24 protein-coding genes and 1 other RNA gene are annotated in these 24,490 nt (G+C 55.1%); 19 read left to right on the forward strand and 6 right to left on the reverse strand.

Annotated elements, in window-relative coordinates:
- The first annotated feature begins 81 nt into the window (after positions 1–81).
- The 6 genes from AC6I8N_RS17665 to AC6I8N_RS17690 all read left to right on the forward strand — a co-directional run bounded on the left by AC6I8N_RS17665 (position 82) and on the right by AC6I8N_RS17690 (position 5,535).
- The gene (locus AC6I8N_RS17665) at positions 82–582 is read left to right on the forward strand and encodes a M48 family metallopeptidase (protein WP_208724236.1); all 501 of its coding nucleotides are present in this window, start codon (positions 82–84) and stop codon (positions 580–582) included.
- Positions 583–654: 72 nt separating this feature from the next.
- Positions 655–1,578, forward strand: a complete 924-nt coding sequence (locus AC6I8N_RS17670; protein ID WP_497829619.1) for a LysR family transcriptional regulator — start codon at positions 655–657, stop codon at positions 1,576–1,578.
- Between the two features lie 131 nt (positions 1,579–1,709).
- Positions 1,710–2,999 carry a flavin-containing monooxygenase gene (locus AC6I8N_RS17675; RefSeq protein WP_497829620.1) on the forward strand — a complete coding sequence of 430 codons (1,290 nt, stop codon included), beginning with the start codon at positions 1,710–1,712 and terminating at the stop codon, positions 2,997–2,999.
- Positions 3,000–3,012: 13 nt separating this feature from the next.
- The gene (locus tag AC6I8N_RS17680; RefSeq protein WP_497829621.1) at positions 3,013–3,708 is read left to right on the forward strand and encodes an SDR family NAD(P)-dependent oxidoreductase; all 696 of its coding nucleotides are present in this window, start codon (positions 3,013–3,015) and stop codon (positions 3,706–3,708) included.
- Positions 3,709–3,759: 51 nt separating this feature from the next.
- On the forward strand, positions 3,760–5,118 hold the full coding sequence (locus AC6I8N_RS17685) for an MFS transporter (protein ID WP_497829622.1): 1,359 nt from the start codon (positions 3,760–3,762) through the stop codon (positions 5,116–5,118).
- 36 nt (positions 5,119–5,154) lie between these two features.
- Entirely contained in the window at positions 5,155–5,535 is a 381-nt protein-coding gene (locus AC6I8N_RS17690; RefSeq protein WP_021183511.1) for a Rid family hydrolase, read from the forward strand.
- A 42-nt stretch (positions 5,536–5,577) separates the two neighbouring features.
- Here the strand turns inward: AC6I8N_RS17690 and AC6I8N_RS17695 are convergent, their stop codons facing one another.
- Positions 5,578–7,266 carry a chloride channel protein gene (locus AC6I8N_RS17695; protein ID WP_497829623.1) on the reverse strand — a complete coding sequence of 563 codons (1,689 nt, stop codon included), beginning with the start codon at positions 7,264–7,266 and terminating at the stop codon, positions 5,578–5,580.
- 151 nt (positions 7,267–7,417) lie between these two features.
- Here AC6I8N_RS17695 and AC6I8N_RS17700 point away from each other — a divergent pair, with 151 nt between their 5' ends.
- The 3 genes from AC6I8N_RS17700 to sstT all read left to right on the forward strand — a co-directional run bounded on the left by AC6I8N_RS17700 (position 7,418) and on the right by sstT (position 11,204).
- On the forward strand, positions 7,418–8,401 hold the full coding sequence (locus tag AC6I8N_RS17700; protein WP_021183513.1) for a Gfo/Idh/MocA family protein: 984 nt from the start codon (positions 7,418–7,420) through the stop codon (positions 8,399–8,401).
- A gap of 363 nt (positions 8,402–8,764) precedes the next feature.
- A complete protein-coding gene (locus tag AC6I8N_RS17705; RefSeq protein WP_036625557.1) occupies positions 8,765–9,736 on the forward strand; it encodes a TerC family protein in 972 nt (323 codons plus the stop codon).
- 232 nt (positions 9,737–9,968) lie between these two features.
- Entirely contained in the window at positions 9,969–11,204 is a 1,236-nt protein-coding gene (gene sstT, locus AC6I8N_RS17710) for a serine/threonine transporter SstT (RefSeq protein WP_497829624.1), read from the forward strand.
- Positions 11,205–11,290: 86 nt separating this feature from the next.
- Here sstT and AC6I8N_RS17715 read toward each other — a convergent pair whose 3' ends face one another.
- Genes AC6I8N_RS17715 through uxaC form a run of 3 tightly spaced genes read right to left on the reverse strand, consistent with a single transcriptional unit; the run spans position 11,291 to position 15,652 of the window.
- On the reverse strand, positions 11,291–12,781 hold the full coding sequence (locus AC6I8N_RS17715; protein WP_021183516.1) for a UxaA family hydrolase: 1,491 nt from the start codon (positions 12,779–12,781) through the stop codon (positions 11,291–11,293).
- Positions 12,782–12,785: 4 nt separating this feature from the next.
- On the reverse strand, positions 12,786–14,234 hold the full coding sequence (locus AC6I8N_RS17720) for a tagaturonate reductase (RefSeq protein WP_497830711.1): 1,449 nt from the start codon (positions 14,232–14,234) through the stop codon (positions 12,786–12,788).
- Positions 14,235–14,236: 2 nt separating this feature from the next.
- A complete protein-coding gene (gene uxaC / locus AC6I8N_RS17725; RefSeq protein WP_497829625.1) occupies positions 14,237–15,652 on the reverse strand; it encodes a glucuronate isomerase in 1,416 nt (471 codons plus the stop codon).
- 396 nt (positions 15,653–16,048) lie between these two features.
- On the opposite strand from uxaC, the gene AC6I8N_RS17730 reads away from it, so the two are divergent.
- The 10 genes from AC6I8N_RS17730 (at position 16,049) to AC6I8N_RS17775 (ending at position 22,932) form a co-directional block, all read left to right on the forward strand.
- Positions 16,049–17,350: an MFS transporter gene (locus tag AC6I8N_RS17730; RefSeq protein ID WP_036625639.1), complete on the forward strand. Its 1,302-nt coding sequence runs from the start codon at positions 16,049–16,051 to the stop codon at positions 17,348–17,350.
- A gap of 91 nt (positions 17,351–17,441) precedes the next feature.
- Positions 17,442–18,215, forward strand: a complete 774-nt coding sequence (gene exuR / locus AC6I8N_RS17735; RefSeq protein WP_021183520.1) for a transcriptional regulator ExuR — start codon at positions 17,442–17,444, stop codon at positions 18,213–18,215.
- 322 nt (positions 18,216–18,537) lie between these two features.
- Positions 18,538–19,212: a DedA family protein gene (locus AC6I8N_RS17740; protein WP_013510637.1), complete on the forward strand. Its 675-nt coding sequence runs from the start codon at positions 18,538–18,540 to the stop codon at positions 19,210–19,212.
- The gene (gene mzrA / locus AC6I8N_RS17745; RefSeq protein ID WP_021183521.1) at positions 19,212–19,580 is read left to right on the forward strand and encodes an EnvZ/OmpR regulon moderator MzrA; all 369 of its coding nucleotides are present in this window, start codon (positions 19,212–19,214) and stop codon (positions 19,578–19,580) included. The genes AC6I8N_RS17740 and mzrA overlap by 1 nt, the downstream gene beginning before the upstream one ends.
- A 172-nt stretch (positions 19,581–19,752) precedes the next feature.
- Positions 19,753–20,127, forward strand: coding sequence for a DUF1090 family protein (locus AC6I8N_RS17750; protein ID WP_021183522.1), 375 nt, complete (start codon positions 19,753–19,755; stop codon positions 20,125–20,127).
- Between the two features lie 154 nt (positions 20,128–20,281).
- Positions 20,282–20,587: an ElaB/YgaM/YqjD family protein gene (locus tag AC6I8N_RS17755; RefSeq protein WP_208724244.1), complete on the forward strand. Its 306-nt coding sequence runs from the start codon at positions 20,282–20,284 to the stop codon at positions 20,585–20,587.
- A 2-nt stretch (positions 20,588–20,589) separates the two neighbouring features.
- A complete protein-coding gene (locus tag AC6I8N_RS17760) occupies positions 20,590–20,988 on the forward strand; it encodes a phage holin family protein (protein WP_200864654.1) in 399 nt (132 codons plus the stop codon).
- Positions 20,985–21,269 (forward strand): YqjK-like family protein, encoded by a 285-nt coding sequence (locus AC6I8N_RS17765; RefSeq protein ID WP_208724245.1) that lies wholly within the window; start codon positions 20,985–20,987, stop codon positions 21,267–21,269. The genes AC6I8N_RS17760 and AC6I8N_RS17765 overlap by 4 nt, the downstream gene beginning before the upstream one ends.
- A gap of 210 nt (positions 21,270–21,479) precedes the next feature.
- Positions 21,480–21,890 carry a DoxX family protein gene (locus AC6I8N_RS17770; protein WP_036625565.1) on the forward strand — a complete coding sequence of 137 codons (411 nt, stop codon included), beginning with the start codon at positions 21,480–21,482 and terminating at the stop codon, positions 21,888–21,890.
- A gap of 67 nt (positions 21,891–21,957) precedes the next feature.
- The gene (locus AC6I8N_RS17775) at positions 21,958–22,932 is read left to right on the forward strand and encodes a glutathione S-transferase family protein (RefSeq protein ID WP_497829626.1); all 975 of its coding nucleotides are present in this window, start codon (positions 21,958–21,960) and stop codon (positions 22,930–22,932) included.
- 237 nt (positions 22,933–23,169) lie between these two features.
- On the opposite strand, the gene rnpB is transcribed toward AC6I8N_RS17775, so the two are convergent.
- Both rnpB and rsmI read right to left on the reverse strand, forming a co-directional pair.
- Positions 23,170–23,548, reverse strand: an RNA gene (gene rnpB / locus AC6I8N_RS17780) — RNase P RNA component class A.
- 33 nt (positions 23,549–23,581) lie between these two features.
- A complete protein-coding gene (gene rsmI, locus AC6I8N_RS17785) occupies positions 23,582–24,445 on the reverse strand; it encodes a 16S rRNA (cytidine(1402)-2'-O)-methyltransferase (RefSeq protein ID WP_021183528.1) in 864 nt (287 codons plus the stop codon).
- Between the last annotated feature and the right edge of the window lie 45 nt (positions 24,446–24,490).

Raw genomic sequence — 24,490 nt, forward strand, 5'->3', positions numbered from 1 at the left:
GGAATCTCCGGCGTGGTACACTTTGCGCGATTTTCGCCCTAAAAAGGGGGCGCAGTATACTGTCTTTCGCCGGGAATCCCAATGTCATTAATCTACCTCCAGGGCTACCCTGAACATATCCTCACCCAGGTCCAGACGCTGATTGACCACCAACGTCTGGGGGCTTTTCTCCAGCAGCGCTACCCGGATACCCACGATGTGGTGAGCGACAAAGCGCTGTACGACTACACGCAAAGCCTGAAAAGCCGTTATATGCGTAGCGCGCCGCCGGTGAGCAAAGTTATCTGGGATAATAAAATCAAGGTGATGAAGCACGCCCTTGGCCTGCATACCGCCATTTCCCGCGTGCAGGGCGGCAACCTGAAAGCCAAAGCGGAAATCCGCATCTCCACCTTTTTCCGCCTCGCACCGGAACCCTTCCTGCGCATGATCGTGGTGCATGAACTGGCGCACCTGAAAGAGAAAGATCACAACAAAGCCTTCTATCAACTCTGCTGTCATATGGAGCCGGATTACCATCAACTGGAGTTCGATGCGCGGCTGTGGATGACCGACCAGGCGCTACGCGGCAACGCCGCCTGACCGGTTTGCTTTTCTTGTGGTAGCGCATATGCTCAGAGGCGTCTGATTTCCCTCACTTAATGGGTTGGCGCAATGACACTTCAGCAGCTGAACTATTTTCTTGCCGCTATCGATTTTGGCACCATCTCGAAAGCGGCTGAGGCGTTACATATCTCGCAGCCGTCGTTGTCCGACCAGATTCTGCGACTGGAAAGCGAGATGGGCACCCATCTGTTTATTCGCACCAACCGTCGCCTGATCCTGACCGAAGCCGGACTACGTCTCGAACCCCATGCCCGCGCCACCACCCAGGCGGCACAACGTGGCTACGAAGCGGTGCAGTCGGTGCGCCAGCTCAAGGATGGTCTCGCCTCGTTTGGCACCTTCAGTTCCGCTTACCAATATTTTCTGGCCGATCTGATTTGTGAGTTCCGCGCGCGCTATCCGGGGGTGCGGATGCGACTGGTCGGAACCAACTCCTCGGAGGTCGCGCGCTCGGTAATTGATGGCGAAATTGAAGCAGGTCTGGTGATGCTGCCGGTGAACAACAAAAACCTGGTGATCAGTGAACCGGTGTGGTCCACGCAGATTGGCTATATCTCAGCCAGCGACGCGCGGCTGGAAGGCAGTAAGGATATGCTGGCGCTGCTCAACGCCCCGCTGATCCTCAGCGAAGCCACCTGGCATAACAGCGATCCGATTCGCCGTCTGCTCAACCAACGGGCGCAGGAGATTGGCGCGCGGCTGGAGCCGATTATTGAAGTGGAGCACCAGGCCACCGCGCTGGAACTGGCGGCGCGGGGATTGGGAGATCTTATCGCTACGCGTCCGATCCTCCACCACCTGGGTTATAGCGACAAACTCAAGTGGGTGCCGATCGAGCCTCCGGCTTTTGAGGTGTTTGCCTTTATCCACCGCGCCGATACCGCGATCTCATCCGCCACCCGCGAAATGATGCAGCTGATGCGACGTTATTTGCAGGAGGTACAGATGGCGTACAGCCATATCGAATGCTGATGGAAAACGGTGGGTATAGGGCAAACCTATATGAACCAAAATCATAACCCTATTCATCCCGTGCAAATAGCCGCTTAAAACTATGTCAATCACGTTACCCCAATGTTGCAATAACTTTGCAGGAGAGACGTATGACATCACAGGCGCGCTATTGTGTGATTGGTGCAGGAGCTGCTGGTCTGGCGGCGCTGCGCACCTTGCAAGAGCTGGGTATCGACGCTGATTGCTTTGAGAAAAGTAGCCAGGTCGGTGGCCACTGGCATCATGACTACGATGCCCTGCATCTGATTACCCCGAAAAAAAGCTCCGGTTTTGATGGCTTCCCAATGCCCGAGTCGTGGCCGGTCTATCCCAGCCGCGATCAGGTGCGGCACTACATCGACAGCTACGCCGACCACTTCGGCCTCAGAGCACAAATCCATTTCAATAGCACGGTTGAACGCATTGTTCCGCTGGGTAAGGCAGGTAGCGAAGGCTGGCAGGTGACGGTTAATGGTCAGACACGTCATTACCAGGGCGTGCTGGTCGCCAATGGGCACCTGTGGGACTGCGCGTTCCCGGCAGAAGCGAGCCACTTCAGCGGTATCTCGCTGCATTCCGGCCAGTATCGCAACACCGATCAGCTGCAAGGCAAGGTGCTGGTGGTGGGTTGCGGAAACTCTGGCTGCGACCTGGCGGTTGACGCCGCACAGCATCGTCTGACTACCGATATCGTGATTCGCCGGGGTCAGGTGTTCCAGCCCAAGGCGCTGCTTGGTATGCCGCGCGCTGAAATCCCGTTTCTTAATCAGTTACCGCCGGAAATGCAGAATGCGGTCACCCAGGTGCTGACCATGATCTCCGTGGGCCGCTGGGAAAACTATCCCGGCATGCCGCAACCAGAAAGCTGGGACCTCGAACAACAGCCGCCGGTGGTCAACACCCTGCTGATGTATTGGATCCAGCATGGCCGTATCGGCGTGCGTCCGGCCATCGATCATATCGACGGCAAAACGGTGCATTTCAGCGATGGCAGCGCCACAGAATACGACAGCATTCTTTGGGCCACCGGTTTTCACACCCGTTTACCGTTCCTCGATGCGACCCTGCTCGACTGGCAGGATGGCGTACCGTTACGCACCGCCGCCATGACCCTGCCGACCACGCTGGAGAACCTCTATTTTGTCGGGCTTTCTGCCCCACGCGGCCCGCAATGGCCGACCTACTGCCAGCAAACGCGGCTTATCGCGCGCATGATTCAGCTGCGCGAACAGGGCATCCCCAACATCGCCAGCCTGCTGGCGGCCCAGCAGCCGCATGAGGCACGTATCGATATCGTGCGCCGTCTGTGGCAAGCCAACCTCGATGAAACCTGGCGCACGCTGGATCTGCTGGAAACCATGCATAGCAGCCTGTTGCACAACGCTTCCTTAACCGCCTGACGGGAGAAAAACCATGAACAAACAACCTGTTGCCCTGGTCACCGGTGCCGCCTCCGGGATGGGCAAAGCCGTGATGGAGAAGTTTCAGCGCGAAGGCTGGGCGGTGATCGCCATCGATCGCAGCGAAATACCGCCACAACCCGGCATCACGCCGGTGGTGGCTGATATCACCAGCTACAGCGCATTACGCGACGCGGTGGCCGCTGCGCTCCAGGGCCATCGCGTTAGCGCGCTGATCAACGCTGCGGGGATTTTTCCGGTTTCCACGCTGGAGAGCAGCAACGATGCGCTCTATCGCCAGATTTTCGACGTCAACGTGCTGGGTAGCGTAAATACCGCCAAAGTCGCCAGCGAATTTATCAGCGAACAGGGTGGTGCGTTGCTGATGTTTGCCTCAGTCGATGCCTTTGCCGTCTCGCCGGGTCAGCTGTTGTACAGCGCCTCGAAAGCTGCGGTGGTGTCACTGGTGAAATCGCTGGCGATTGAGTTGGTTGGCAAAAAAATCGTGGTGAACGCCATCGCCCCCGGCTGGGTCGAGACTGAAGGCACGCTAAAAAGCGGGCGTATTCATGAAGGTGTTAAAGCCGTGCCGATGCAGCGTGCGGCCAGTGTCGGAGAGATCGCCGACTGGGTGTGGGCCTTCAGTTCACAACCGGGCTATATCACCGGCGAAACCCTGGTTATCTCCGGGGGCAGTTATATGCGTTAAGCATTTTTTTCACAGGCGTCGTACTCCACTTCAAACAGACAGGGTAAGACAATGAAACAACAAACAATAAATCCAGCACTTCAGGGAGCAGTTCGCTATGTAAAGGAGCGACCGACATCGCGTCACATGGCGCGCGACGGTAATTTAACTCGCGCAGTCACCGGCGTCACGCTGGGGAATATGGTGGAATGGTTCGATTTCGCTATCTACTCCTCGATGGCGATGACGATGGCAAAAGTTTTCTTCCCCACCAGCAACAGCTACAACGAATTGATCGCCATTTATGCGGCGTTTGCCGCCGGATTTGTTATCCGGCCGTTAGGGGGCTTTCTGTTTGGCCCGATTGGCGATAAATATGGCCGCCGTACCGCGCTGGTTGCCAGCATCAGCCTGATGTCGATTGCCACCCTCTGCATCGCGCTGATCCCCGGTTATCACAGCATAGGCATCGCCGCCCCGATTTTGCTGGTGTTGATGCGCATGTTGCAGGGACTCTCCACCGGCGGTGAATATGGCGGCTCCTGCATTTTTATCGCCGAACACAGCCCGGATAAACGCCGCACCTTTTTCACCAGTTGGCTGGAGTTTGGCAACATTTCCGGCTTCCTGGTGGGCGGGATTATCGTCAATGTGATCAGCAATACATTGGGCGATGACACCATGATTGCCTGGGGCTGGCGGGTGCCGTTCGTGATTGCCGGATTGCTGGGCATTGTCGCGCTGTTTATCCGTTTGCGCGTCGATGAAACCCCGGTATTTCGTGAAATGCAGGCCGGTAAAGCCCGCGCCGAAGCGCAGTCCCCGGCGCGCTGGACATTATTCCTTAAAGAGTGGCCGCAGTTGCTGCGTTGCGCCGGTCTGGTCGCCACCTTCAATATCAACTACTACATCGTGCTGGGTTATATCCCGAGCTACCTGGTGAGCTTTATGGGGAAATCCGCCGCCTTCAGCGCCCGGCTGTCGCTGATTGCAACCCTCGCGCTGCTGCTGTTTATCCCGCTGTTCGGCATGCTGGGTGACCGGGTTGGCAGAAAGCGCATGCTCCTGACCGGCTGTGTGCTGATTATCCTTTCTGCGATCCCCGTATTCTGGGCGATTCAAAGTCATGGCCTGGCGGCGATCGTCATCGGTATGGCGGTGTTAATTCTCGGCATGTTGTTCTTCGAGGGCACCATCCCGGCCACCCTGACTTCGCTATTCGGCACCACCGTACGCTACAGCTGCTTCGCCATTAGCTACAACCTGTCGGTTTCACTGCTCGGCGGCACCGCGCCACTGGTGAATACCTGGCTGATCGAAAAAACCGGTATCACGCTAATCCCGGCGTTTTACCTGATGGGCGGCGCGGTGCTGGGTCTGCTGGCGCTGTGGAAAATGCAGGACCGTACCGGCAAGCCCTTGCCGTCCTGACCTCTCTTTATCACCTGTGTATCTATGGAGCATAAAATGAGCCTGACCACGAAAGTTAAAATCTCTTCCGGCGGTGCCTATGAGTCTGTTTTTGGTTACTCACGGGCGGTCAAAGCCGACAATCAGCTGCATATCTCAGGCACCTGCGCCACGCCTGACTTTGAAAAGGCCGATGCTTACGAGCAGACAAAATCGATCATGAACACCATCGCCAGCGTGATTCAGCAGGCGGATATGGAAATGGAGGATGTGGTTCGTACCGTGGTGTATGTCCGTGACATCAACGATGCAGAAAAGGTGGCAAAGGCGCATCTTGAAACCTTTGGCACCATCCGTCCGGCCAGCACCATCGTGCAGGTGGATTCGATGCTGCGAACCTGGCAGCGGGTAGAAATTGAAACCTACGCCATTCGTTAAGCCGCCAGCAGCGCCCTGCATCGGGCGCTGCTCCTGGCAGAATTACAAAAATTCCTGCGCCTTCTGAATCAGACTGGTTTTGGTCAACGCGCCAAGGAAACGGCGCTCCTGCGGGTTATTCAGCACTGGCAGACGTTCCAGCGTGACACGGGCAAACGCCTCCCACCCTTCGCGCATGTTTTGGTTCTGATAAATACACGGGAAATCACTGTCCATCACCGTACTGACAGGTGAATGCAGGGTGATCTCCTCCGCCAGCACTTTGCGCGCAATATCGTGAATCGACACTACGCCGAGAAACTGGCCGCTGGCATTGATGACATAGACATAACGCTCACGCTTCAGCGAGCTGACCGCCAGCGCCTGCCCCACCGATTCCTCTGGCTGCAAGGCGGCACCGGGAATGATCAGTTGGTCGACACGCATATTATCGAAATCGTATTTGGCTTCGGAACGACTCAGATGCCCACTGACCACCGGATAGGTACTGGCGGATTGCAGGCGGTACACCAGCATCGAGGCCAACACCGAAGCAATCATCAACGGGAACAGCAGGCTGCTGTTAAGCGTCATCTCCAGCACCATCAGCATCGCCATTAACGGTGCCTGGCTGACGGCCGCCAGCACCGCCGCCATACCGACCGCCGCGTATAACAACGTATCGCCGACCGGCAGATGCAACACCGCCCCTAAACTTGCCAACAACGCCCCCAGCAGCGCGCCAATCAGTAACGAAGGGGTGAACAACCCGCCGACCGCATTGGAGCCAACCGAAAGCGTGGTCGCCAGGATTTTTAATACCAACAACGCCAGCAAGCCACCCAGCAGATAATGACCATCGATGATTTTGACGATCACTTCATAGCCGTTACCCAGAATATCGGTGGAGATTAGCGCCAGAAGGCCCACCGCCAACCCGCCAGCGCCCAGCCGTAGCGGCAGGGAACGTACCCGACTGAACATCGTCTTGCTGCGCGCAATCAATTTAATCAGCAACCAGCCGGCCAGCCCGGATGCCAGCCCAATCACCACCGTCAGCAGCAGGCTGGTGATATCCATCTGGAAAGTCACATTGGAAAGCGGATAAAGCGCGCTGCGGAACCCCAGCGACCACATGGTCATCACCGCAACCGCCGAGGCGATCACCAGCGGGATCAGACGTTGCAACGCGGAGATGCCAAAGGCAATCTCCGCAACAAAAATGGCCGAGGCAAGCGGTGCGTGGTACACCGACGAAAGTCCGGCTGCGGCGGCCATCGCCACAATATCGCTGTTACGCAGGCCAAGCGATTTTGGCAACCAGCGCCCGATCAGGCTGCCGCACAACGCCGAGAGCTGCACCATCGGCCCTTCTTTACCGATTGAGGCACCGCTGCCGATACTGGCGATCGATGACAGGGCGCGAAACAGCGATGTTTTGGTCGGCACCGCATCCAGCCGGGCGTTGATCACCTCCAGATAATCGGTTTTCACCGTTTCCTGCTGCTCGATGGTCACGGCATAACGTAAAAACCACCCGGCCAACAGGCCGCCCGCGCCAACCAACAGCGGCCAGAAAATCCACGGCCAGGCGTGCATCGCCACCGTGATTTCGTTATCGCTGTTAAATAACAAACGGTTAATCAGATCGATCACCCCGCGAAAAGCCAGCGTGACCAGCGAGGCCGCACACCCCACGGGGATAGCAATCAGCAATGTGGTCCAGTTCAGGGCATTTTTACTTCCGCTCACCCGCGCGTCCTCTTCTTTCCGGGTTAAAAATCGTAGCTGCATCATCATATTGGAATGCGGATCTCAGGATCAAATTTCGCCTGCGTTTGCTAATTACGCCACCGGGTCAGCGTGTTACTCTGCCGTTTTACCCTTGCCGGAGAAACCGTACGTGATTCGCTTCGCTATTGTGGGAACCAACTGGATCACCCGCCAGTTTATCGACGCCGCACATGAAAGCGGCAAAATGAAACTGAGCGCCATCTATTCGCGCAGCCAGCAGCAGGCTGAAGCGTTCGCCGCAGATTATCCTTGCCCGCTAACCTTCACCTCGCTGGAACAGATGGCCGCCAGCGATGCCATTGACGCGGTGTACCTCGCCAGCCCCAATGCATTGCACTGCGAGCAGGCGCTGCTGTTTATGTCGCACGGCAAGCATGTGATCTGCGAAAAACCACTGTCCTCCAACCTGCGTGAAGCAGAAGCGATGATCGCCTGCGCGCGTGACAACAAAGTGGTGCTGTTCGAAGCCTTTAAAACTGCCAGCCTGCCCACTTTTTTGCAGTTACAAAAAGCGTTACCGCAGGTCGGCAAGCTGCGCAAAGCGCTGCTTAATTATTGTCAGTATTCATCACGTTATCAGCGTTATCTTGATGGTGAAAACCCCAATACCTTTAATCCGCGCTGGTCCAATGGTTCGATCATGGATATTGGTTACTACTGCCTCGCAGCGGCGGTGACGTTATGGGGTGAACCACAACGGGTCACTGCACAAGCGTCACTGCTGGCAAGCGGCGTGGATGCGCACGGCGTGGTGGTGTTGGGCTACGGCGATTTTGATGTGACGATTTTGCATTCGAAAGTCAGCGATTCACTGATTCCGAGTGAGATTCAGGGCGAAGCAGGTTCGCTGGTGATCGAGAAAATTTCCGAGTGCCAGCAACTGCGTTTTACCCCGCGTGGCGGCGAGAGCCAGAATCTGACCCAACCACAGCATATCAACTCGATGCTGTATGAGGCCGAAACCTTTGCGCAACTGGTAAGCCAGGGCCTGGTGGAACATCCAGGGTTGCAGGCATCGCGGATCACCGCAGCACTGCTGACGGAAATCCGCCGCCAGACTGGCGTGGTTTTCCCGGCAGATCAGGCTAATTGATAATACGCTCCCGTAGCGGCGCGATTTATCGCGCGTTTTTTTCCTGGAGTGCACACAAAATTGCGCGATAAATCGCGCCGCTACGAAATGTGGTTTGTTGTGTAAATATGTCTAAATATTTCCGACTTCTTATTGCTTATTCACTTTGCAGCACGTAATTTACGCAACAGCAAAGGGGAGTAACTTGTAAGCTGATTGATCGTCATTACGATGCGCTATTTGCCCATCCGGTCATCAGGCAACGCGGAATCTATTCTGAGTTGTAAGTGAGACCTTGCCGGAAGGCGAGGTTTGCTTATACCTAATAAAGCGGCTGACGTCTTCTGACATCAGCCTTTTTTATTTTCAGGACAGGATACGCTTATGCAATCTGTAGGCACACCACTACTCTGGGGCAGCTTTGCTGTCGTAGTGCTTATCATGCTGGCGATCGATCTCTTTCTTCAGGGACGTCGCGGCGCACAAACAATGTCATTCAAACAAGCGGCTGTCTGGTCGCTGGTTTGGGTTTCCATCTCATTGCTGTTCAGCGCCGCCTTCTGGTGGTACCTCAACGGCACCGCCGGGCGCGAGGTTGCCACCGCCCAAACCCTCGCTTTCCTCACCGGTTATATTCTGGAAAAAGCGCTGGCAGTCGATAACGTCTTTGTCTGGTTGATGCTGTTCAGCTACTTCGCTATTCCGGCGCAACTGCAACGTCGTGTGTTGATTTATGGCGTATTGGGCGCGATCGTGCTGCGTACCATCATGATTTTCGGTGGTAGCTGGCTGGTTACGCAGTTCAGCTGGATTCTGTATATCTTCGGTGCCTTCCTGCTGTTCACTGGCCTGAAAATGGCGCTGGCGAAAGAAGAAGATGACAACGCAGTCGGCGACAAACCGCTGGTGCGCTGGCTGCGTAAGCACCTGCGTATGACCGATGGTCTGGAAGGTGAGAAATTCTTCACGCGTAAAAACGGCGTGCTGTTTGCCACCCCGTTGTTGTTGGTGTTGATCATGGTGGAGTTGAGCGACGTGATCTTTGCCGTCGACAGTATCCCGGCAATCTTTGCTGTCACCACCGATCCGTTTATCGTGCTGACGTCTAACCTGTTCGCCATCCTCGGTCTGCGTGCCATGTACTTCCTGCTGGCAAACGTGGCCGAGCGATTCTCAATGCTCAAATACGGTCTGGCGATTGTGCTGGTGTTTATCGGTATCAAGATGCTGATCGTCGAGTTCTGGCATATCCCGGTGGGGGTTTCGCTGACGGTGGTTGGGGTGATTTTGGGGGGAACACTGCTGATTAATGCCTGGGTTAACCGCAGAAACGACCAGAAGAAGATATCATCATAATCTGCTACAGGGGCGTTAATCGCCCCTGCTTTATTTTGCCACAATAAACAGTCACATTTTATACTGCTGTCACAGATAGCATCATTAGCAGATCGAAAATCCAATCATTCCCACAAAGACAGAATTTTCTCTTTCTTCAACGCATGTTTTCCTTATACTCCGCCCGTTAAACTAGGGCTGCGTGGTGGCTCTGCGCAGCAAACTTATTACCGCCATATAAAAAGATCGTGATATGCAAACAAACATCATTGGACGTCTGGGCGCGCTGTTTGCGGGCAGCCTGGTAAAACAAATTATGCTGGGTCTGATTGCCGGTGTGGCGCTGGCCTGGTTTTCGCGTGATGCCGCGCTGGCGGTCGGCCTGTTGGGGGAACTGTTCGTTCGCGCGCTGAAAGCCGTGGCACCGCTGTTGGTCCTGGTGCTGGTAATCTCCTCGATTGCTAATCATCAGCAAGGGCAGAAAACTAAGATCCGCCCGATTATCGCGCTGTATCTGCTCAGTACCTTCTTTGCGGCGGTGGTGGCAGTCATGTTCAGCCATCTGTTCCCGCAAATGTTGTCGATGAATGTCGGTAAAACTGAAATCACCCCGCCCTCCGGGATCGCTGAGGTATTGCATGGCCTGCTGATGAGTATGGTGGCGAACCCGATTGATGCCCTGATGAATGCTAATTACATCGGTATTCTGGTATGGGCAGTCGGACTCGGTCTGGCGTTTCGTCATGCCAGCCCGAACAGCAAAGACTTTCTCAACGATGCTTCGCACGCCGCCACTTGGGTGGTGCGTTGTGTGATCCGTTGTGCACCCCTGGGAATTTTCGGCCTGGTCGCCTCGATTCTCGCCTCGACCGGATTTGCCGCGCTGTGGGAGTATGCCAACTTACTAACGTTGCTTATCGGCTGTATGTTGGTGATGGCCTTAGTGGTGAATCCGCTGCTGGTGTTCAGCAAGACCCGCCGTAATCCCTACCCGTTGGTATTCACCTGCATCCGCGAAAGCGGCGTGACCGCCTTCTTTACCCGCAGTTCCGCGGCCAATATTCCGGTGAATATGGCGCTGGCGAAACGCCTGGGCCTTGATGAAGACACCTATTCAGTCTCGATTCCGCTGGGTGCCACCATCAGCATGGCAGGTGCATCAATCACCATTACCGTGCTGACGCTGGCGGCAGTGCATACGCTGGGGATTTCTGTTGATGTGCCGACGGCGATTCTGCTTAGCCTGGTGGCCTCGCTGTGCGCCTGTGGCGCTTCAGGGGTGGCGGGGGGGTCCCTGCTGCTGATCCCGGTTGCCTGTAATATGTTTGGCATACCCAACGATCTGGCGATGCAGGTGGTTGCGGTGGGCTTTATTATTGGCGTGTTGCAGGATTCAGCCGAAACCGCGCTGAACTCGTCAACCGATATTCTGTTTACCGCGGCGGTATGTCAGGCCGAAGCAGAACGCGAGACGCGCACCGCAGTATAATTATTTCCCGTAGCGGCGCGATTCATTGCGCGTTTTTTTCCTGCATCGCGCACGAAATTGCGCGATGAATCCCGCCGCTGCGCGGTTTATAACGTCACTCCGCTTTTAAAAATCGCCAGTTCACGGAAGTCATTGGCTTCATTGCGCGCAGGCTTGCCGTTGGCAATGGCGACGATCATCTCGACAAAATCGGCCAGCATCGCATCCATACTCATGCCCTCAATCAGTCGTCCGGCGTTGAAATCAATCCAGTGCGGCTTTTTCTCCGCCAATTGCGTATTGGTGGCAATTTTCACCGTCGGTACAAAGCCACCATAAGGCGTGCCACGTCCGGTGGTAAACAACACCATATGGCAACCCGCGCCCGCTAAGGCACTGGTGGCAACGGCATCATTGCCTGGCGCGCTGAGCAGATTAAGACCTGGCGTTTTCAGGCGCTCACCGTATTTCAGCACATCCACCACCTGGCTCTGCCCGGCTTTTTGCGTACAACCCAGTGACTTCTCCTCCAGCGTGGTGATGCCCCCGGCTTTATTGCCCGGTGAAGGATTTTCATAAATCGGCTGTTGATGGTCGATAAAGTAGCGTTTGAAGTCGTTAATCATCGCCACCGTTTTGTCAAAGGTGGCTTCATCGCGGCAGCGGCTCATCAGAATGCGCTCCGCCCCGAACATCTCCGGCACTTCGGTCAGCACCGTGGTGCCGCCATTGGCGATCATCTGATCGGAGAAACGCCCCAGCATCGGGTTCGCCGTGATGCCGGAAAAACCGTCCGAACCGCCACACTCCAGACCAAACTTCAGCTCGCTGAGTTTGCCCGGCTGGCGCTGATCGTGACGCATCACGTTGTATAACGCGTGCAGCCGCTCAAGTCCGGCCTCCACTTCATCGTCCTGCTGCTGACACACCATAAATTGCACGCGATCGCTTTCATACGCGCCGAGGGTGTCGCGGAACACATCCACCTGATTGTTCTCGCAGCCCAGACCAATCACCAGCACCGCGCCAGCATTCGGATGACGCACCATATTCTGCAACATGGTGCGGGTGTTTTCATGGTCCTGGCCCAACTGCGAGCAACCAAACGGATGGCTGAACAGATGCACGCCATCGATCCCTGCCGCATCGTCCGTCTCTTTGAGAAAACGTTGCAGAATTTGGCGCGCAATGCCGTTAACGCAACCCACGGTTGGCAGGATCCACAATTCATTGCGAATCCCCACTTCGCCGCTGGCGCGACGGTAAATCTGTACTTCGCGATCCCCGGCCTGCGGCGGCAGTGCAAGAAAATCGGGCTGATAATCATATTCGTCGAGATCGCTCAGGTTGGTGCGCGCGTTCTGCGAATGGATGATTTCACCCGCGTCAATCGGCTGCGTAGCGTGCGCAATCGGCAATCCGTATTTGATCACCAGCGCATCGGTCGCCAGCGGTTGCAGCGCAAATTTATGACCGCGACCCACGGCCTGACGCAGCTCAACACGGACGTGATCGATTTCAACGAGGGTATTGGCTTCCAAATCGCGCAACGCCACAGCGACGTTATCGCGTGAATGTATTCTTATCGCATCTTGCATAGCGTTATCTCAGTTGTGTCAGCGCCGTTCGCATCCCGTGAAGGATGATGTTTTGCAGGTGTTGGCTTACCGCAGCCACCAGCCCTGGCTGCCGGGTTAAATCTTCGCCCCAGTGGTTGGCATCGCTCAGAACCGTGCTAACCAGTTGTTCCACGGGCAACTGTTGCGATTGCACCGCTGGCCAGAGTTCGGCATAGCGTTGAAGCCAGTGGGCATCGTCCTGCAACGGCCAACTTTTATCGCCCTGCTGACCGCGATAAAACGCCAGCAACGCGGCAAAGGCGAAGGTCAGGCGCGGCGGCCAGCTACCCTGTTGTTGCTGCGCCAGCAAAAGCTGCGGTAGCAGGCGGGTACGGAATTTGGTCATGCCGTTCAGCGCGATAGAAAGCAGCGCATGGCGAATAAATGGGTTACGGAAACGGCGCTGTACCGCAGCAGCAAAGGCATGCAGCTCAGCAGGCGGCAAGTCGAGAGTGGGGATCACTTCATCGCGCAGTAACGCTTCAACAAAGCCCGCGATCTGCGCATCGTCCATCGCTTCTCCGACGCTCTCCAGACTGGACTGGAACGCCACCGGTACCATCGCAGTGTGCGCGCCGTTGAGGATCGCCACTTTTTGCGCCTTGTAAGGGGTGATGTCTTCCACCAGCTTCACTTCAGGTGCCAGCACGGCCAACTTCAGCTCTTGTGCCAGTGCCGCCGGTCCCTGAATCACAAACTGGTAATACACCTCACCCGCCACCAGGAAACGATCTTCGTAACCCAGTTGGGTAGCGATAGCTTCACTGTCGGCCGGGAAGCCGGTGACGATACGATCAACCAGCGTGTTGTAGAACGCGCAATGCTGCTGTACCCAGTGGGCAAATGCCTGCGGTAACTGCCAGTGGTCGGCATAGCGCAGTACCAGCGCGCGGAGCGTATCGCCGTTGTAGTCGATCAATTCGCAGGGAACGATTAACCAGCCCTTAGCAACGTCCCCGGCAAAATGCTGGTAACGCGCCCACAGCAGCTGGGTCAGCTTGCCGGGAAAGGAGGAGGCTGGCGCATCGGTCAGTTGATCCTGTTCGGCAAAGGCAATGCCTGCTTCCGTGGTGTTGGAAAACACAAAACGCATCTCTGGCGCGCGCGCCAGGGCCAGAAAATCGTCGAATTGTTGATAGGGTTGAATTTCCCGGTTGAGGCTGCGAATCAGGCGGGTTTCGCTCACCTGCTCACCCGCCGCATTCAGCCCGCGAATCAGCGTGGTGTACAACCCATCCTGCTGATTCAGCGAGTCTTTCACTTCTCGATTACGCGGCCGCACCACCACCACACCGGCATCGGTACCCTGATGCTCATTGAGCCAGTCGAGTTGCCAGTCAATAAAGGCGCGCAGAAAATTCCCTTCACCAAACTGGATTACGCGGTCGGTATAGCGCGGGCCGGGAAAGTCGTGACGGTTTAGCCGCTGCATCATCAGGCTCCTAACTCAATGCCGAAGTAATCACGGGCATTGTTGAAGCAGATGTTTTGTACCATCTGCCCCAGCAGCGCTTCGTCGGCAGGTGCTTCGCCGCGTTCCACCCAATTGCCGATCATCTGGCACAGCAGACGGCGGAAATATTCGTGACGGGTATAGGACAGGAAGCTACGGCTGTCGGTCAACATGCCGACAAAACGGCTCAACAGGCCAATCTGCGCCAGTTGCGTCATTTGACGCTGCATGCCATCGAGCTGATCGTTGAACCACCATGCCGAGCCAAACTGCATCTTGCCCGGTTCCCCTTCACCCTGGAAATTCCCGGCCATCGTCGCCAGTACTTCGTTGTCGCGCGGGTTTAGGCAATACAGGATGGTTTTCGGTAATGCGTTTTGCCGATTTTGTGCATCCAACAGACGAGCCAGCGGGATCGCCAGCGGCGCATCGTTGATAGAATCGAAACCGGTATCCGGTCCCAGCAGCTCAAAGTGGTGACGATTGGCGTTACGCAGCGCACCGATGTGGTACTGCTGCGCCCAACCGCGACGGGCATATTCACTGCCCAGCCACACCAGCACCGCCGTTTTGAATTGCGCGGTTTCTTCGCTGGATGGGGAACCACCCTGCAAACGACGCGTCAGGATGCCATCAAGTGTGGCCTCATCAGCCTCTGCATACACCACCACATCCAGCGCATGATCGGAAATCTTGCAGCCGTGAGCGGCAAAGTGATCAAGGCGTTTGCTTAAGGCACGACGTAGATCGTCAAAACGCTGCACGCTGACATCCGCCACTTGCTCCAGCTTGTGGATCCACGGCAGGAAGGTTTCCAGCTCAATGTTAAAGGCTTTGTCCGGACGCCAGCTCGGCAGCACTTTGACGATGAAGCTGTCATCCTGCGCCAGGGCGCGATGATGCTGTAAATCGTCAAGCGGGTCGTCGGTGGTACCGACCATTTTCACCTTCATCTGCTGCATAATGCCGCGTGCGGTAAAGGCATCCTGTGCCAGCAACGCATTGCAGCGATCCCAAATGTCATCTGCCGTCTGCTCAGACAGCAACACATTGGTGATGCCAAAGGGGCGGCGCAGTTCGAGGTGCGTCCAGTGATACAACGGGTTACCAATGGTGTGCGGCACGGTACGCGCCCAGGCATTGAATTTTTCACGGTCGGTGGCGTTGCCGGTGCAAAGGGCTTCCGGTACGCCATTGGCGCGCATCGCTCGCCATTTGTAGTGATCGCCTTTCAGCCAGATGTCATAGAGGTTGGTAAAGCGGTAATTTTCGGCAATCTGCTGTGGCGGCAAGTGACAGTGATAATCGAAAATCGGCTGGTCTTTGGCGTAGTCATGATAAAGACGACGCGCAAATTCGCTTTCCAGTAAAAAATCCTCAGTCATAAAACGCGACATACCTGCTTCCTCATTTTTGTAGCCCGTTGGCTAATGACACAAAGTTATCATACCAATTTTGATAAACGGCGGAATTCTTTGCGACGAACCTCACATTAATGACAGATCTTTGATGTGGATATGGACAAAAAAGCCGCAAAAATACCGCTAACCTGCTGTTATTACGTCGAAGAACAGTATCACACACGCCTTGAAGGGTTTTTGTGATGGCTCTCAACTTTTAAAGTTGTATAACAAGTTAACCTCTCGCTCCATTGATGCCAGACCGATGGCACAGGCAAGGAAATAAAGGCGCGTTTCAGCGTCTGCGGGCGTGAAGAGAGCTGTCTCACGAGCAGTCCCGCTCCAGATAACAACAGCGGCAACGCCGCAACGACAAACTGGAAGAGGTTAATGATGCGTAAGATCAAAGGGCTACGCTGGTACATGATTGGACTGGTGACGATGGGCACCGTTCTGGGCTACCTGACGCGTAATACTATTGCCGTAGCAGCACCCACGCTGGCGACCCAGCTTCACATCACCACCCAGCAATATTCATATATCGTCGCCGCGTATTCGGCCTGTTACACCGTGATGCAACCGGTCGCTGGTTATGTGCTGGATATGCTGGGCACGAAGGTCGGCTATGCGGTGTTTGCGATACTTTGGGCTATCTTCTGCGCCGCCACTGCGTTAGCAGGGAGTTGGGGTGGGTTTGCGCTGGCGCGTGGTGCGGTCGGTGCCGCAGAAGCAGCCATGATCCCAGCAGGATTAAAAGCCAGCAGCGAGTGGTTTCCGGCCAAAGAACGTTCTGTGGCGGTGGGCTACTTCAATGTGGGTTCATCGATAGGTGCGATGCTGGCACCGCCGCTGGTGGTCTGGGCCATTGTGGCGCATAGCTGGCAGATGGCGTTTATCGTTACCGGGGTGCTGAGCATGATTTGGGCGCTGTGCTGGCTGGTGTTTTATAAACATCCGAAGCAGCAAACCAAGCTGAGCGAGGAAGAACGCCACTACATCATTGCCGGCCAGGAAGTACAGCATCAAACCGGTAACAACAGCAAAATGTCGGTTGGTCAGATTCTGCGTAATCGCCAGTTCTGGGGCATTGCGCTGCCACGTTTCCTGGCTGAACCTGCCTGGGGCACCTTCAACGCCTGGATTCCGCTGTTTATGTTTAAGGTGTATGGCTTCAATCTGAAAGAGATTGCGCTGTTCGCCTGGATGCCGATGCTGTTTGCTGACTTCGGCTGCATCCTGGGGGGTTATTTACCGCCGCTGTTTCAACGCTGGTTCGGTGTCAATCTGATCGTCTCACGTAAGTTGGTGGTCACGATGGGTGCAGTGCTGATGATTGGCCCCGGTACCATCGGCTTGTTTACCAGTCCGTATGTGGCAATTGGTCTGCTGTGTATTGGCGGTTTTGCTCACCAGGCCCTGTCCGGTGCACTGATTACCCTGTCATCTGACGTGTTTGGTCGCAATGAAGTGGCAACCGCTAATGGCCTGACCGGTATGGCAGCCTGGACCGCCAGCACCCTGTTTGCCCTGGTGGTGGGTGCCCTGGCGGATACCCTCGGCTTTAGCCCGCTGTTTGCTGCTCTGGCGGTGTTTGACCTGATCGGCGCGGTCGTTATCTGGAGTGTGCTGAAAAACAAACCGGTTTCCGAAATGGAAAGCGCGCCACCCGTACAAACTGCGGCGGTCCGTAGTTAATCTCTTTGGGTTGGTGTGAGCCAGCCCATTTCTTCCGCCCGGCCGAAGTGGTATAACAACTCCTCGTTTACCTGCATAGCGGAACCGCGCAATGGACCTGACCGAATCCCGACGTCTTTATCAACAACTGGCCAGCGAGCTGAAACGCCGCATTGAAGCCGGAGAATACCCGGTGGGTGATAAACTTCCTGCCGAGCGTTTAATTGCTGAGGAGATGCAGGTCAGCCGTACCGTGGTACGTGAAGCGATCATCATGCTGGAAGTCGAAGGCTACGTGGAAGTGCGCAAAGGTTCAGGCATTCACGTTATTGCCAGCCAACAGCAAAACCGTATCGTGACCTCCAGTCAGTTGGAATTCGCCAGTTTTGGTCCGTTTGAATTGTTGCAGGCACGTCAGCTGATTGAGAGTAATGTCGCGGAGTTCGCGGCAACCCAGGTGACTCGTCAGGATATCATCGCGCTGATGGCCATTCAGGAGAAGGCCCGCCAGGAAGACCATTTTCGTGATTCTGAATGGGATATGCAGTTCCACGTCCGCATTGCACAATCGACGCAGAACAGCGCCTTAGCCGCCATTGTCGAGAAGATGTGGTTGCACCGCCTGCATAACCCCTATTGGCTGAAGTTGCATGAGCATATCGATCAGCGCAACATCCTCAGTTGGTGCGATGATCACGATCAGATTCTGAAAGCACTCATCCGCAAAGATCCCGCCGCCAGTAAGCTGGCTATGTGGCAACATCTGGAAAATACTAAACAGATGTTGTTTAACGCTACCGCAGACGATTTTGAGTTTAATGTCGATCGTTACATGTTTGCTGAAAACCCGGTCATCCTGCCGGAAGGCACTGATAATTCCCGCTAATTTTGCTGATTTTTCCGGCAGGAAAGTCAGTTAATCTGCAATAGTGTCAGCTCATGTAAAGCTCCTTTTGACCAGTTGCATCTAAAGGTAAAACTCCTCTCTTGCGGGAACTTTCTACTGTCTCAGATCCATGATTTTTGTTACAGTTATCGCCCTTTTCTTACCCTTTGCGACAGGGCATTAAAAAGTTGCTGATTTAACAATCAATTCTGGAAGGATCCGGAAAATCCGGCTCAGCTGCGCTCCTAAAATGCATAACCAAACTGCCAGCTAGTGCTCCAGCCCTTCGGGCACGTTTAACAATGATGTTCAGGACCGATTGATGGATATTTTGCAGGCATTACTGCATGCCTTATGGCAGCAGGATTTTGAAACCCTTTCCGACCCGACACTGGTGTGGGCCATTTATGGCGTGCTGTTCATGATTCTCTTCCTTGAGAACGGCCTGCTGCCCGCTGCATTTCTGCCCGGCGATAGCTTGCTGATTCTGGTTGGCGTGCTGATCGCCAAAGGCACCATGAACTTTCCACTCACCATTCTGGTCCTGACCACCGGTGCCAGCCTCGGTTGCTGGGTTAGCTACATTCAGGGACGCTGGCTGGGGAATACCCCCACGGTACAAAAATGGCTTTCCCATTTACCCGCGCAATATCATCAACGCGCGCACAGCCTGTTCCATCGTCATGGGCTTTCCGCCCTGCTGATTGGCCGTTTTATCGCGTTTGTGCGCACTCTGCTGCCAACCATTGCCGGGTTATCTGGCCTCAGCAATGCGCGTTTCCAGTTCTTTAACTGGGTGAGCGGTTTGCTGTGGGTAGTGATCCTTACAGTGCTCGGTTTCGCACTTGGCAAAACCCCCATTTTCCGTCGCTATGAAGACGAATTGATGTTTTGCCTGATGATGCTTCCCCTGGTGTTGCTGGTGTTTGGTCTTGTCGGGTCACTGGTGGTGCTGTGGCGTAAACGTCAGTCTGATCAGAATGGGAAATCACAGTGATGAAAATTCTGACCCGCATCCCAAGGCGTCTTCTGCCCTGGTTGTTGGGCGCTGCGCTGGCTCTTGTTGCCATCAGTTTCGCCCCTGCGCTGCTGAGCCATGAAACTGTGGTGCAGATTCGCGTTGCCAACAGCGGCACCCCGCTGCCGGATGGCTTCTATCTGTATCAGCAACTCTCCGCCCAGGGCGTGCGCATTAAAAGCATCACGCCTTCTGGTGATGCATTGGTGATTCATTTCGAAAACGAAGAGCAAAGCCTGGCCGCGCAGAAGGTACTGCGTCGCCTGCTGCCACAAGGTTTTGTTGTGGCCGCCGGTCATCAGGCATCGCAGCAAAATCAGGACCCCAGTCGTCTGACTTACAGCTAAATTGCGTCGTCCGGATACTCGTCCGGGCGACCACAACCCTCGCTATCCCCGCGTCTTCTTTGAATTTTTTCATCCGCTGTCTATGCTTAAAGGTAGCGCGAGCACAAGACAAGCTGGGAAGCCTCTCCTGCCCGGTTTGCGGCAGGTCATTCACAAAGGAAGGTTTTACCTGATGAAACGTCAATTACTCCTGGGTGCTGTTCTCCTCTCCCTCTCCGGCTCACTTCTGGCAGCAGAGTCACTATGTCAGCAGAAGGAGCAGGACATTCAGCGCGAAATTGGTATGGCAAAGCAGCATGATAACCAGCGCCGGGTAAACGGGCTGGAGCGTGCGCTAACCGAAGTGCGCGCCAGTTGTACCGATGAAAAACTGAAAGCTGCACATCATGAGCGTATTGAGGCGCAAAAGCATGATGTCGCCGAACGTGAGCGTGAGTTGAAAGAAGAGCGCCAGGAAGGTAATGACAAAGAGAAGATCGCTAAACGCGAGCGCAAGCTGGAAGAAGCGCAGCACGAGTTAAAGCAACTCGAAGCTGAACGCTATTAATCGGACTTACTGTTATATGCCCTAAATAATTCAGGTTACAGGAAGGCGGCAAGCTCATAGACTTCAGGAGCTTACTCCAGTAAGTGACTGAGGTATATGAACGCAGCCAACGTAACTGTAGCCTGAAGTATGACGGGCATAAAAGGAGATTTTCATGGCTAAAGAACCAACATCAGAACATTTGCGTGCCGAACTGAAAAACCTGGCCGACACCCTGGAAGAAGTGCTCAGCAGCACCGGCGAGAAGTCAAAGACTGAGCTGGATAAATTGCGTCAGAAAGCCCGTGAAGCCCTCGACACTTCGCGTGAACGCCTGGGCGAGTCTGGCGAACGCCTGGCGCAATCCACCCGCGAAGCCGCACATAAAGCAGATGATTACGTGCGTGAAAATCCCTGGCACGGCGTCGGTATTGGTGCTGCGGTGGGTGTGGTCATCGGCATTCTGCTTTCACGGCGTTAATGATGAGTGACAGTCAGCAAAGCCACGGCCCGGGCAAAGGGGTCATCAACATTGGTCAACGTATCGTTACCACGTTGGTCAGTATCGTTGAGACACGCGTCCGCCTGGCAGTGGTGGAACTGGAAGAGGAAAAAGCCAACCTGATTCAGATGCTGATGATGGTGGGCCTTACCATGCTGTTTACCGCTTTCGGGTTAATGAGCCTGATGGTGCTGATCATCTGGGCGGTGGATGCGCAATATCGGCTGATGGCGATTGCGATTACCACTGCCGTCCTTTTCCTGCTGGCGCTGATTTTTGGTGTCTGGACACTGCGTAAATCCCGCCAGTCCACACTGCTGCGCCATACGCGCAAAGAGCTGGATACCGATCGCAAACTGCTGGAGGAGCATCGCTCATGAGCCGCCGCGAGCGCGAAGCACGCATCCACGCATTGCTGAATCAGGTACAACAGCAACGGCTGGATCTGAGCGCAGCCAGGCGTGACTGGCTGGAGAGCACCGCGCAGTATGATCGGGGCTGGCTCACCTTCCTCAGTTTGCGCCGCTATCTGGCGATTGGTAGCAGCGCGCTGGCAATCTGGTCAATTCGCAGCCCTAATCGGCTACTACGCTGGGCGAAACGCGGCTTTGGGCTGTGGAGCACCTGGCGGATGATCAAATCAGCGCTGCCACCACGTTAGGCTAACTCCTTCTGACAACGGACCTTTTTCAGGTCCGTTTTTCCTTTAATCAGAATTCCTGAACAACATCGACAGATTATCTCGCTTACAACCTTTCCAACCCGCGATTATCATCTCTAGCCATCAGCCCAATGAATCACAAGACGTGATTCGACGGGATACATTGCCGCAGGCCAGCAACCTGCAATAAAAACCTTGTTGGAGTAGATGATGAAAAAATTCGAAGATTCTGGCCTGTTACTGGCACGCGTTCTGATGACCATCCTGTTTATCACCGCTGGCTGGGGCAAACTGACCGGTTATGCAGGCACCGCACAGTACATGCAGTCAATGGGCGTCCCTGGCTTCCTGTTGCCGCTGGTAATTCTGCTGGAACTGGGTGGCGGTCTGGCGATTCTGTTCGGCTTCCTGACCCGTTTCACGGCGCTGTTTACTGCCGGCTTCACCATTCTGACGGCGTTCCTGTTCCACAGTAACTTCGCTGAAGGTGTTAACCAGCTGATGTTTATGAAAAACCTGTCAATCGCTGGTGGTTTCCTGGTGCTGGGTCTGGTTGGTCCAGGTGCATACAGCATCGACCGTCTGATTCGTCAGCGTTTCCAGACTGCAACCGCACGCTAAGTACACAAGCAGCGTATACTGAAAAGGGGCGAGGATATTCCTCGCCCCATTTTTTTGTGGAGGGCTTATGGGACAACTGATTGACGGTGTCTGGCATGACACCTGGTACGATACGAAGTCAACCGGTGGCCGCTTCAAACGTACAGAAGCGGTGTGGCGTAACTGGGTTACCGCTGATGGCAGCGCGGGTCCCACCGGGAAAGCCGGTTTTGCCGCCGAACGCGACCGCTACCATTTATACGTTTCACTCGCCTGCCCGTGGGCGCATCGTACTCTGCTGATGCGCAAGCTGAAGGGACTGGAAGAGATGATTTCCGTGTCGGTGGTACATCCGCTGATGCTGGAAAATGGCTGGACCTTCGACGACGATTTCCCCGACGCTACCGGAGATTCGCTATATCAGAACGAATACCTGTATCAACTCTATCTGCATGCCGATCCTCACTACAGTGGGCGCGTTACCGTGCCAGTGCTGTGGGACAAACATCAGCACACCATTGTCAGCAATGAATCGGCCGACATCATTCGGATGTTGAATAGCGCGTTTGATGCGCAGGGCGCACGCGCTGGCGATTACTACCCCGAGGCGTTGCGGCCACAAATTGATGAGCTGAATAGCTGGATTTACGACACGGTAAACAATGGCGTGTATAAATCGGGCTTCGCCACTTCGCAGGCTGCTTATGATGAATCGGTAACGGCGCTGTTCCATTCACTGACGCGCCTGGAGCAGATCCTGGGTCAGCATCGCTATCTGACCGGCGATCAATTAACCGAAGCCGATCTGCGCCTGTGGACCACCCTGGTACGTTTTGATCCGGTATATGTCACGCATTTCAAGTGCGATCGCCACCGGATCAGCGATTATCGCAACCTCAGCGGCTTTCTGCGTGATATTTACCAAATGTCAGGGATTGCCGAAACCGTCAATCTGCCGCATATCCGTCATCACTATTATTGCAGCCATAAGACCATCAACCCGAGTGGGGTGATCTCGCTTGGACCGGCATTTAACTGGGATGAGCCTCACGGACGGAGATAAATTCGTGGCGGCGCGATTTATCGCGCGGATTTTTCTGGCACCGAGCACGGAATAGCGCGATAAATCGCGCCGCTACGGTTCAGTGCATGCTGAAAACAAAAACCCCGCCGAAGCGGGTTTTTTGCATTAAAAAGTCGAAACTGGCCGATAAGCCGCGTTCTTTTCATAGAAAGAGGAGTGGACAGTCATTCCGCGCAAAAACAAAAACCCCGCCGAAGCGGGGTTTTTGCATTAAAAAGTCGAAACTGACCGATAAGCCGGGTTCTGTCGTGGACAGTCATTCATCTAGGCCAGCAATCGCTCACTGGCTCAAGCAGCCTACCCGGGTTCAGTACGGGCCGTACCTTGTGAACCCCTATTTGGCCTTGCTCCGGGTGGAGTTTACCGTGCCGCGAACTGTTACCAGCCGCGCGGTGCGCTCTTACCGCACCCTTTCACCCTTACCTGATCCCATTACTGGGCCATCGGCGGTTTGCTCTCTGTTGCACTGGTCGTAGGCTTGCGCCCCCCAGGCGTTACCTGGCACCCTGCCCTATGGAGCCCGGACTTTCCTCCCCTCTGCCCGTCTCCCCCCGAAGAGGGACGACGACAAAGCGGCGACTGTCTGGTCAGCTTCGGCGCGGGATAATAGGCGATCCGCCGTCGTTTGTCACGCCTCTTGCTGATCGAGTGCGTAGCGATACAGTGCGTTCTTCTTCACACCGTGAATTTCCGCCGTCAGCGCAGCCGCCTTCTTCAAGGGCAGCTCCTGTTGTAGCAGCGCCAGGGTGCGCAGTGCATCTGCCGGTAAGGCTTCTTCATCGGCCTTATGGCCTTCCACCACCAGCACCATCTCCCCTTTGCGGCGATTTTCATCTTCCAGTACCCAGGCCAGTAGCTCGGCCACTGGCGCACCGTGCAATGACTCCCAAGTCTTCGTAATTTCCCGCGCCAACACCACATAACGTTCAGCCCCCAGCTCACTGACCATATCCTGTAAGCTATCGATTAAACGGTGGGTCGATTCGTAGAAGATCAGGGTGCGCGGCTCCTGCGCCAGAGCACGTAAAGCATCGCAGCGCGCCTTGGTTTTCGCCGGCAGAAACCCTTCGTAACAGAAACGATCGGACGGTAATCCCGCTGCGCTTAATGCTGTAATCGCCGCGCAGGCACCCGGTAAGGGCACCACGCGGATACCCGCTTCACGGCAACGACGCACCAGATGATAACCGGGATCGTTGATTAACGGCGTTCCGGCATCAGAAACCAGCGCAATGCTTTGGCCTTCCTGCAATTTGGCCAGCAGCACTTCGGCTTTCTGCTGCTCATTGTGGTCGTGAAGTGCGAACAGTCGCGCATTGATGGCGAAATGTTGTAGCAACAGCCCGGTATGACGTGTATCTTCCGCAGCGACCAGATCGACGCTCGCAAGCACCGTTAACGCACGCTGCGTAATATCACCCAGGTTACCGATCGGGGTAGGAACGATATAGAGCGTGCTGGCAGAAATGTCTGCCCGATCGAGTTGTTTCATTGTTTCATCCGAATTGCCGATTTAATATTGAGCATCTAGAAAAAA

The organism is Pantoea sp. X-Soil-TKNS-1279, from assembly GCF_059730565.1.

Excerpts from the sequence above, each read along its gene's own strand:
- rsmI (WP_021183528.1), bottom strand. The coding sequence starts at position 24,445 with ATGAAACAACTCGATCGGGCAGACATTTCTGCCAGCACGCTCTATATC.
- AC6I8N_RS17775 (WP_497829626.1), top strand. The coding sequence starts at position 21,958 with ATGGGACAACTGATTGACGGTGTCTGGCATGACACCTGGTACGATACG.
- mzrA (WP_021183521.1), top strand. The coding sequence starts at position 19,212 with ATGAAAATTCTGACCCGCATCCCAAGGCGTCTTCTGCCCTGGTTGTTG.
- AC6I8N_RS17705 (WP_036625557.1), top strand. The coding sequence starts at position 8,765 with ATGCAATCTGTAGGCACACCACTACTCTGGGGCAGCTTTGCTGTCGTA.
- AC6I8N_RS17765 (WP_208724245.1), top strand. The coding sequence starts at position 20,985 with ATGAGCCGCCGCGAGCGCGAAGCACGCATCCACGCATTGCTGAATCAG.
- sstT (WP_497829624.1), top strand. The coding sequence starts at position 9,969 with ATGCAAACAAACATCATTGGACGTCTGGGCGCGCTGTTTGCGGGCAGC.
- AC6I8N_RS17715 (WP_021183516.1), bottom strand. The coding sequence starts at position 12,781 with ATGCAAGATGCGATAAGAATACATTCACGCGATAACGTCGCTGTGGCG.
- uxaC (WP_497829625.1), bottom strand. The coding sequence starts at position 15,652 with ATGTCGCGTTTTATGACTGAGGATTTTTTACTGGAAAGCGAATTTGCG.
- AC6I8N_RS17770 (WP_036625565.1), top strand. The coding sequence starts at position 21,480 with ATGAAAAAATTCGAAGATTCTGGCCTGTTACTGGCACGCGTTCTGATG.
- AC6I8N_RS17740 (WP_013510637.1), top strand. The coding sequence starts at position 18,538 with ATGGATATTTTGCAGGCATTACTGCATGCCTTATGGCAGCAGGATTTT.
- AC6I8N_RS17680 (WP_497829621.1), top strand. The coding sequence starts at position 3,013 with ATGAACAAACAACCTGTTGCCCTGGTCACCGGTGCCGCCTCCGGGATG.
- AC6I8N_RS17670 (WP_497829619.1), top strand. The coding sequence starts at position 655 with ATGACACTTCAGCAGCTGAACTATTTTCTTGCCGCTATCGATTTTGGC.
- AC6I8N_RS17720 (WP_497830711.1), bottom strand. The coding sequence starts at position 14,234 with ATGCAGCGGCTAAACCGTCACGACTTTCCCGGCCCGCGCTATACCGAC.
- exuR (WP_021183520.1), top strand. The coding sequence starts at position 17,442 with ATGGACCTGACCGAATCCCGACGTCTTTATCAACAACTGGCCAGCGAG.
- AC6I8N_RS17690 (WP_021183511.1), top strand. The coding sequence starts at position 5,155 with ATGAGCCTGACCACGAAAGTTAAAATCTCTTCCGGCGGTGCCTATGAG.
- AC6I8N_RS17750 (WP_021183522.1), top strand. The coding sequence starts at position 19,753 with ATGAAACGTCAATTACTCCTGGGTGCTGTTCTCCTCTCCCTCTCCGGC.
- AC6I8N_RS17675 (WP_497829620.1), top strand. The coding sequence starts at position 1,710 with ATGACATCACAGGCGCGCTATTGTGTGATTGGTGCAGGAGCTGCTGGT.
- AC6I8N_RS17755 (WP_208724244.1), top strand. The coding sequence starts at position 20,282 with ATGGCTAAAGAACCAACATCAGAACATTTGCGTGCCGAACTGAAAAAC.
- AC6I8N_RS17760 (WP_200864654.1), top strand. The coding sequence starts at position 20,590 with ATGAGTGACAGTCAGCAAAGCCACGGCCCGGGCAAAGGGGTCATCAAC.
- AC6I8N_RS17685 (WP_497829622.1), top strand. The coding sequence starts at position 3,760 with ATGAAACAACAAACAATAAATCCAGCACTTCAGGGAGCAGTTCGCTAT.
- AC6I8N_RS17665 (WP_208724236.1), top strand. The coding sequence starts at position 82 with ATGTCATTAATCTACCTCCAGGGCTACCCTGAACATATCCTCACCCAG.
- AC6I8N_RS17730 (WP_036625639.1), top strand. The coding sequence starts at position 16,049 with ATGCGTAAGATCAAAGGGCTACGCTGGTACATGATTGGACTGGTGACG.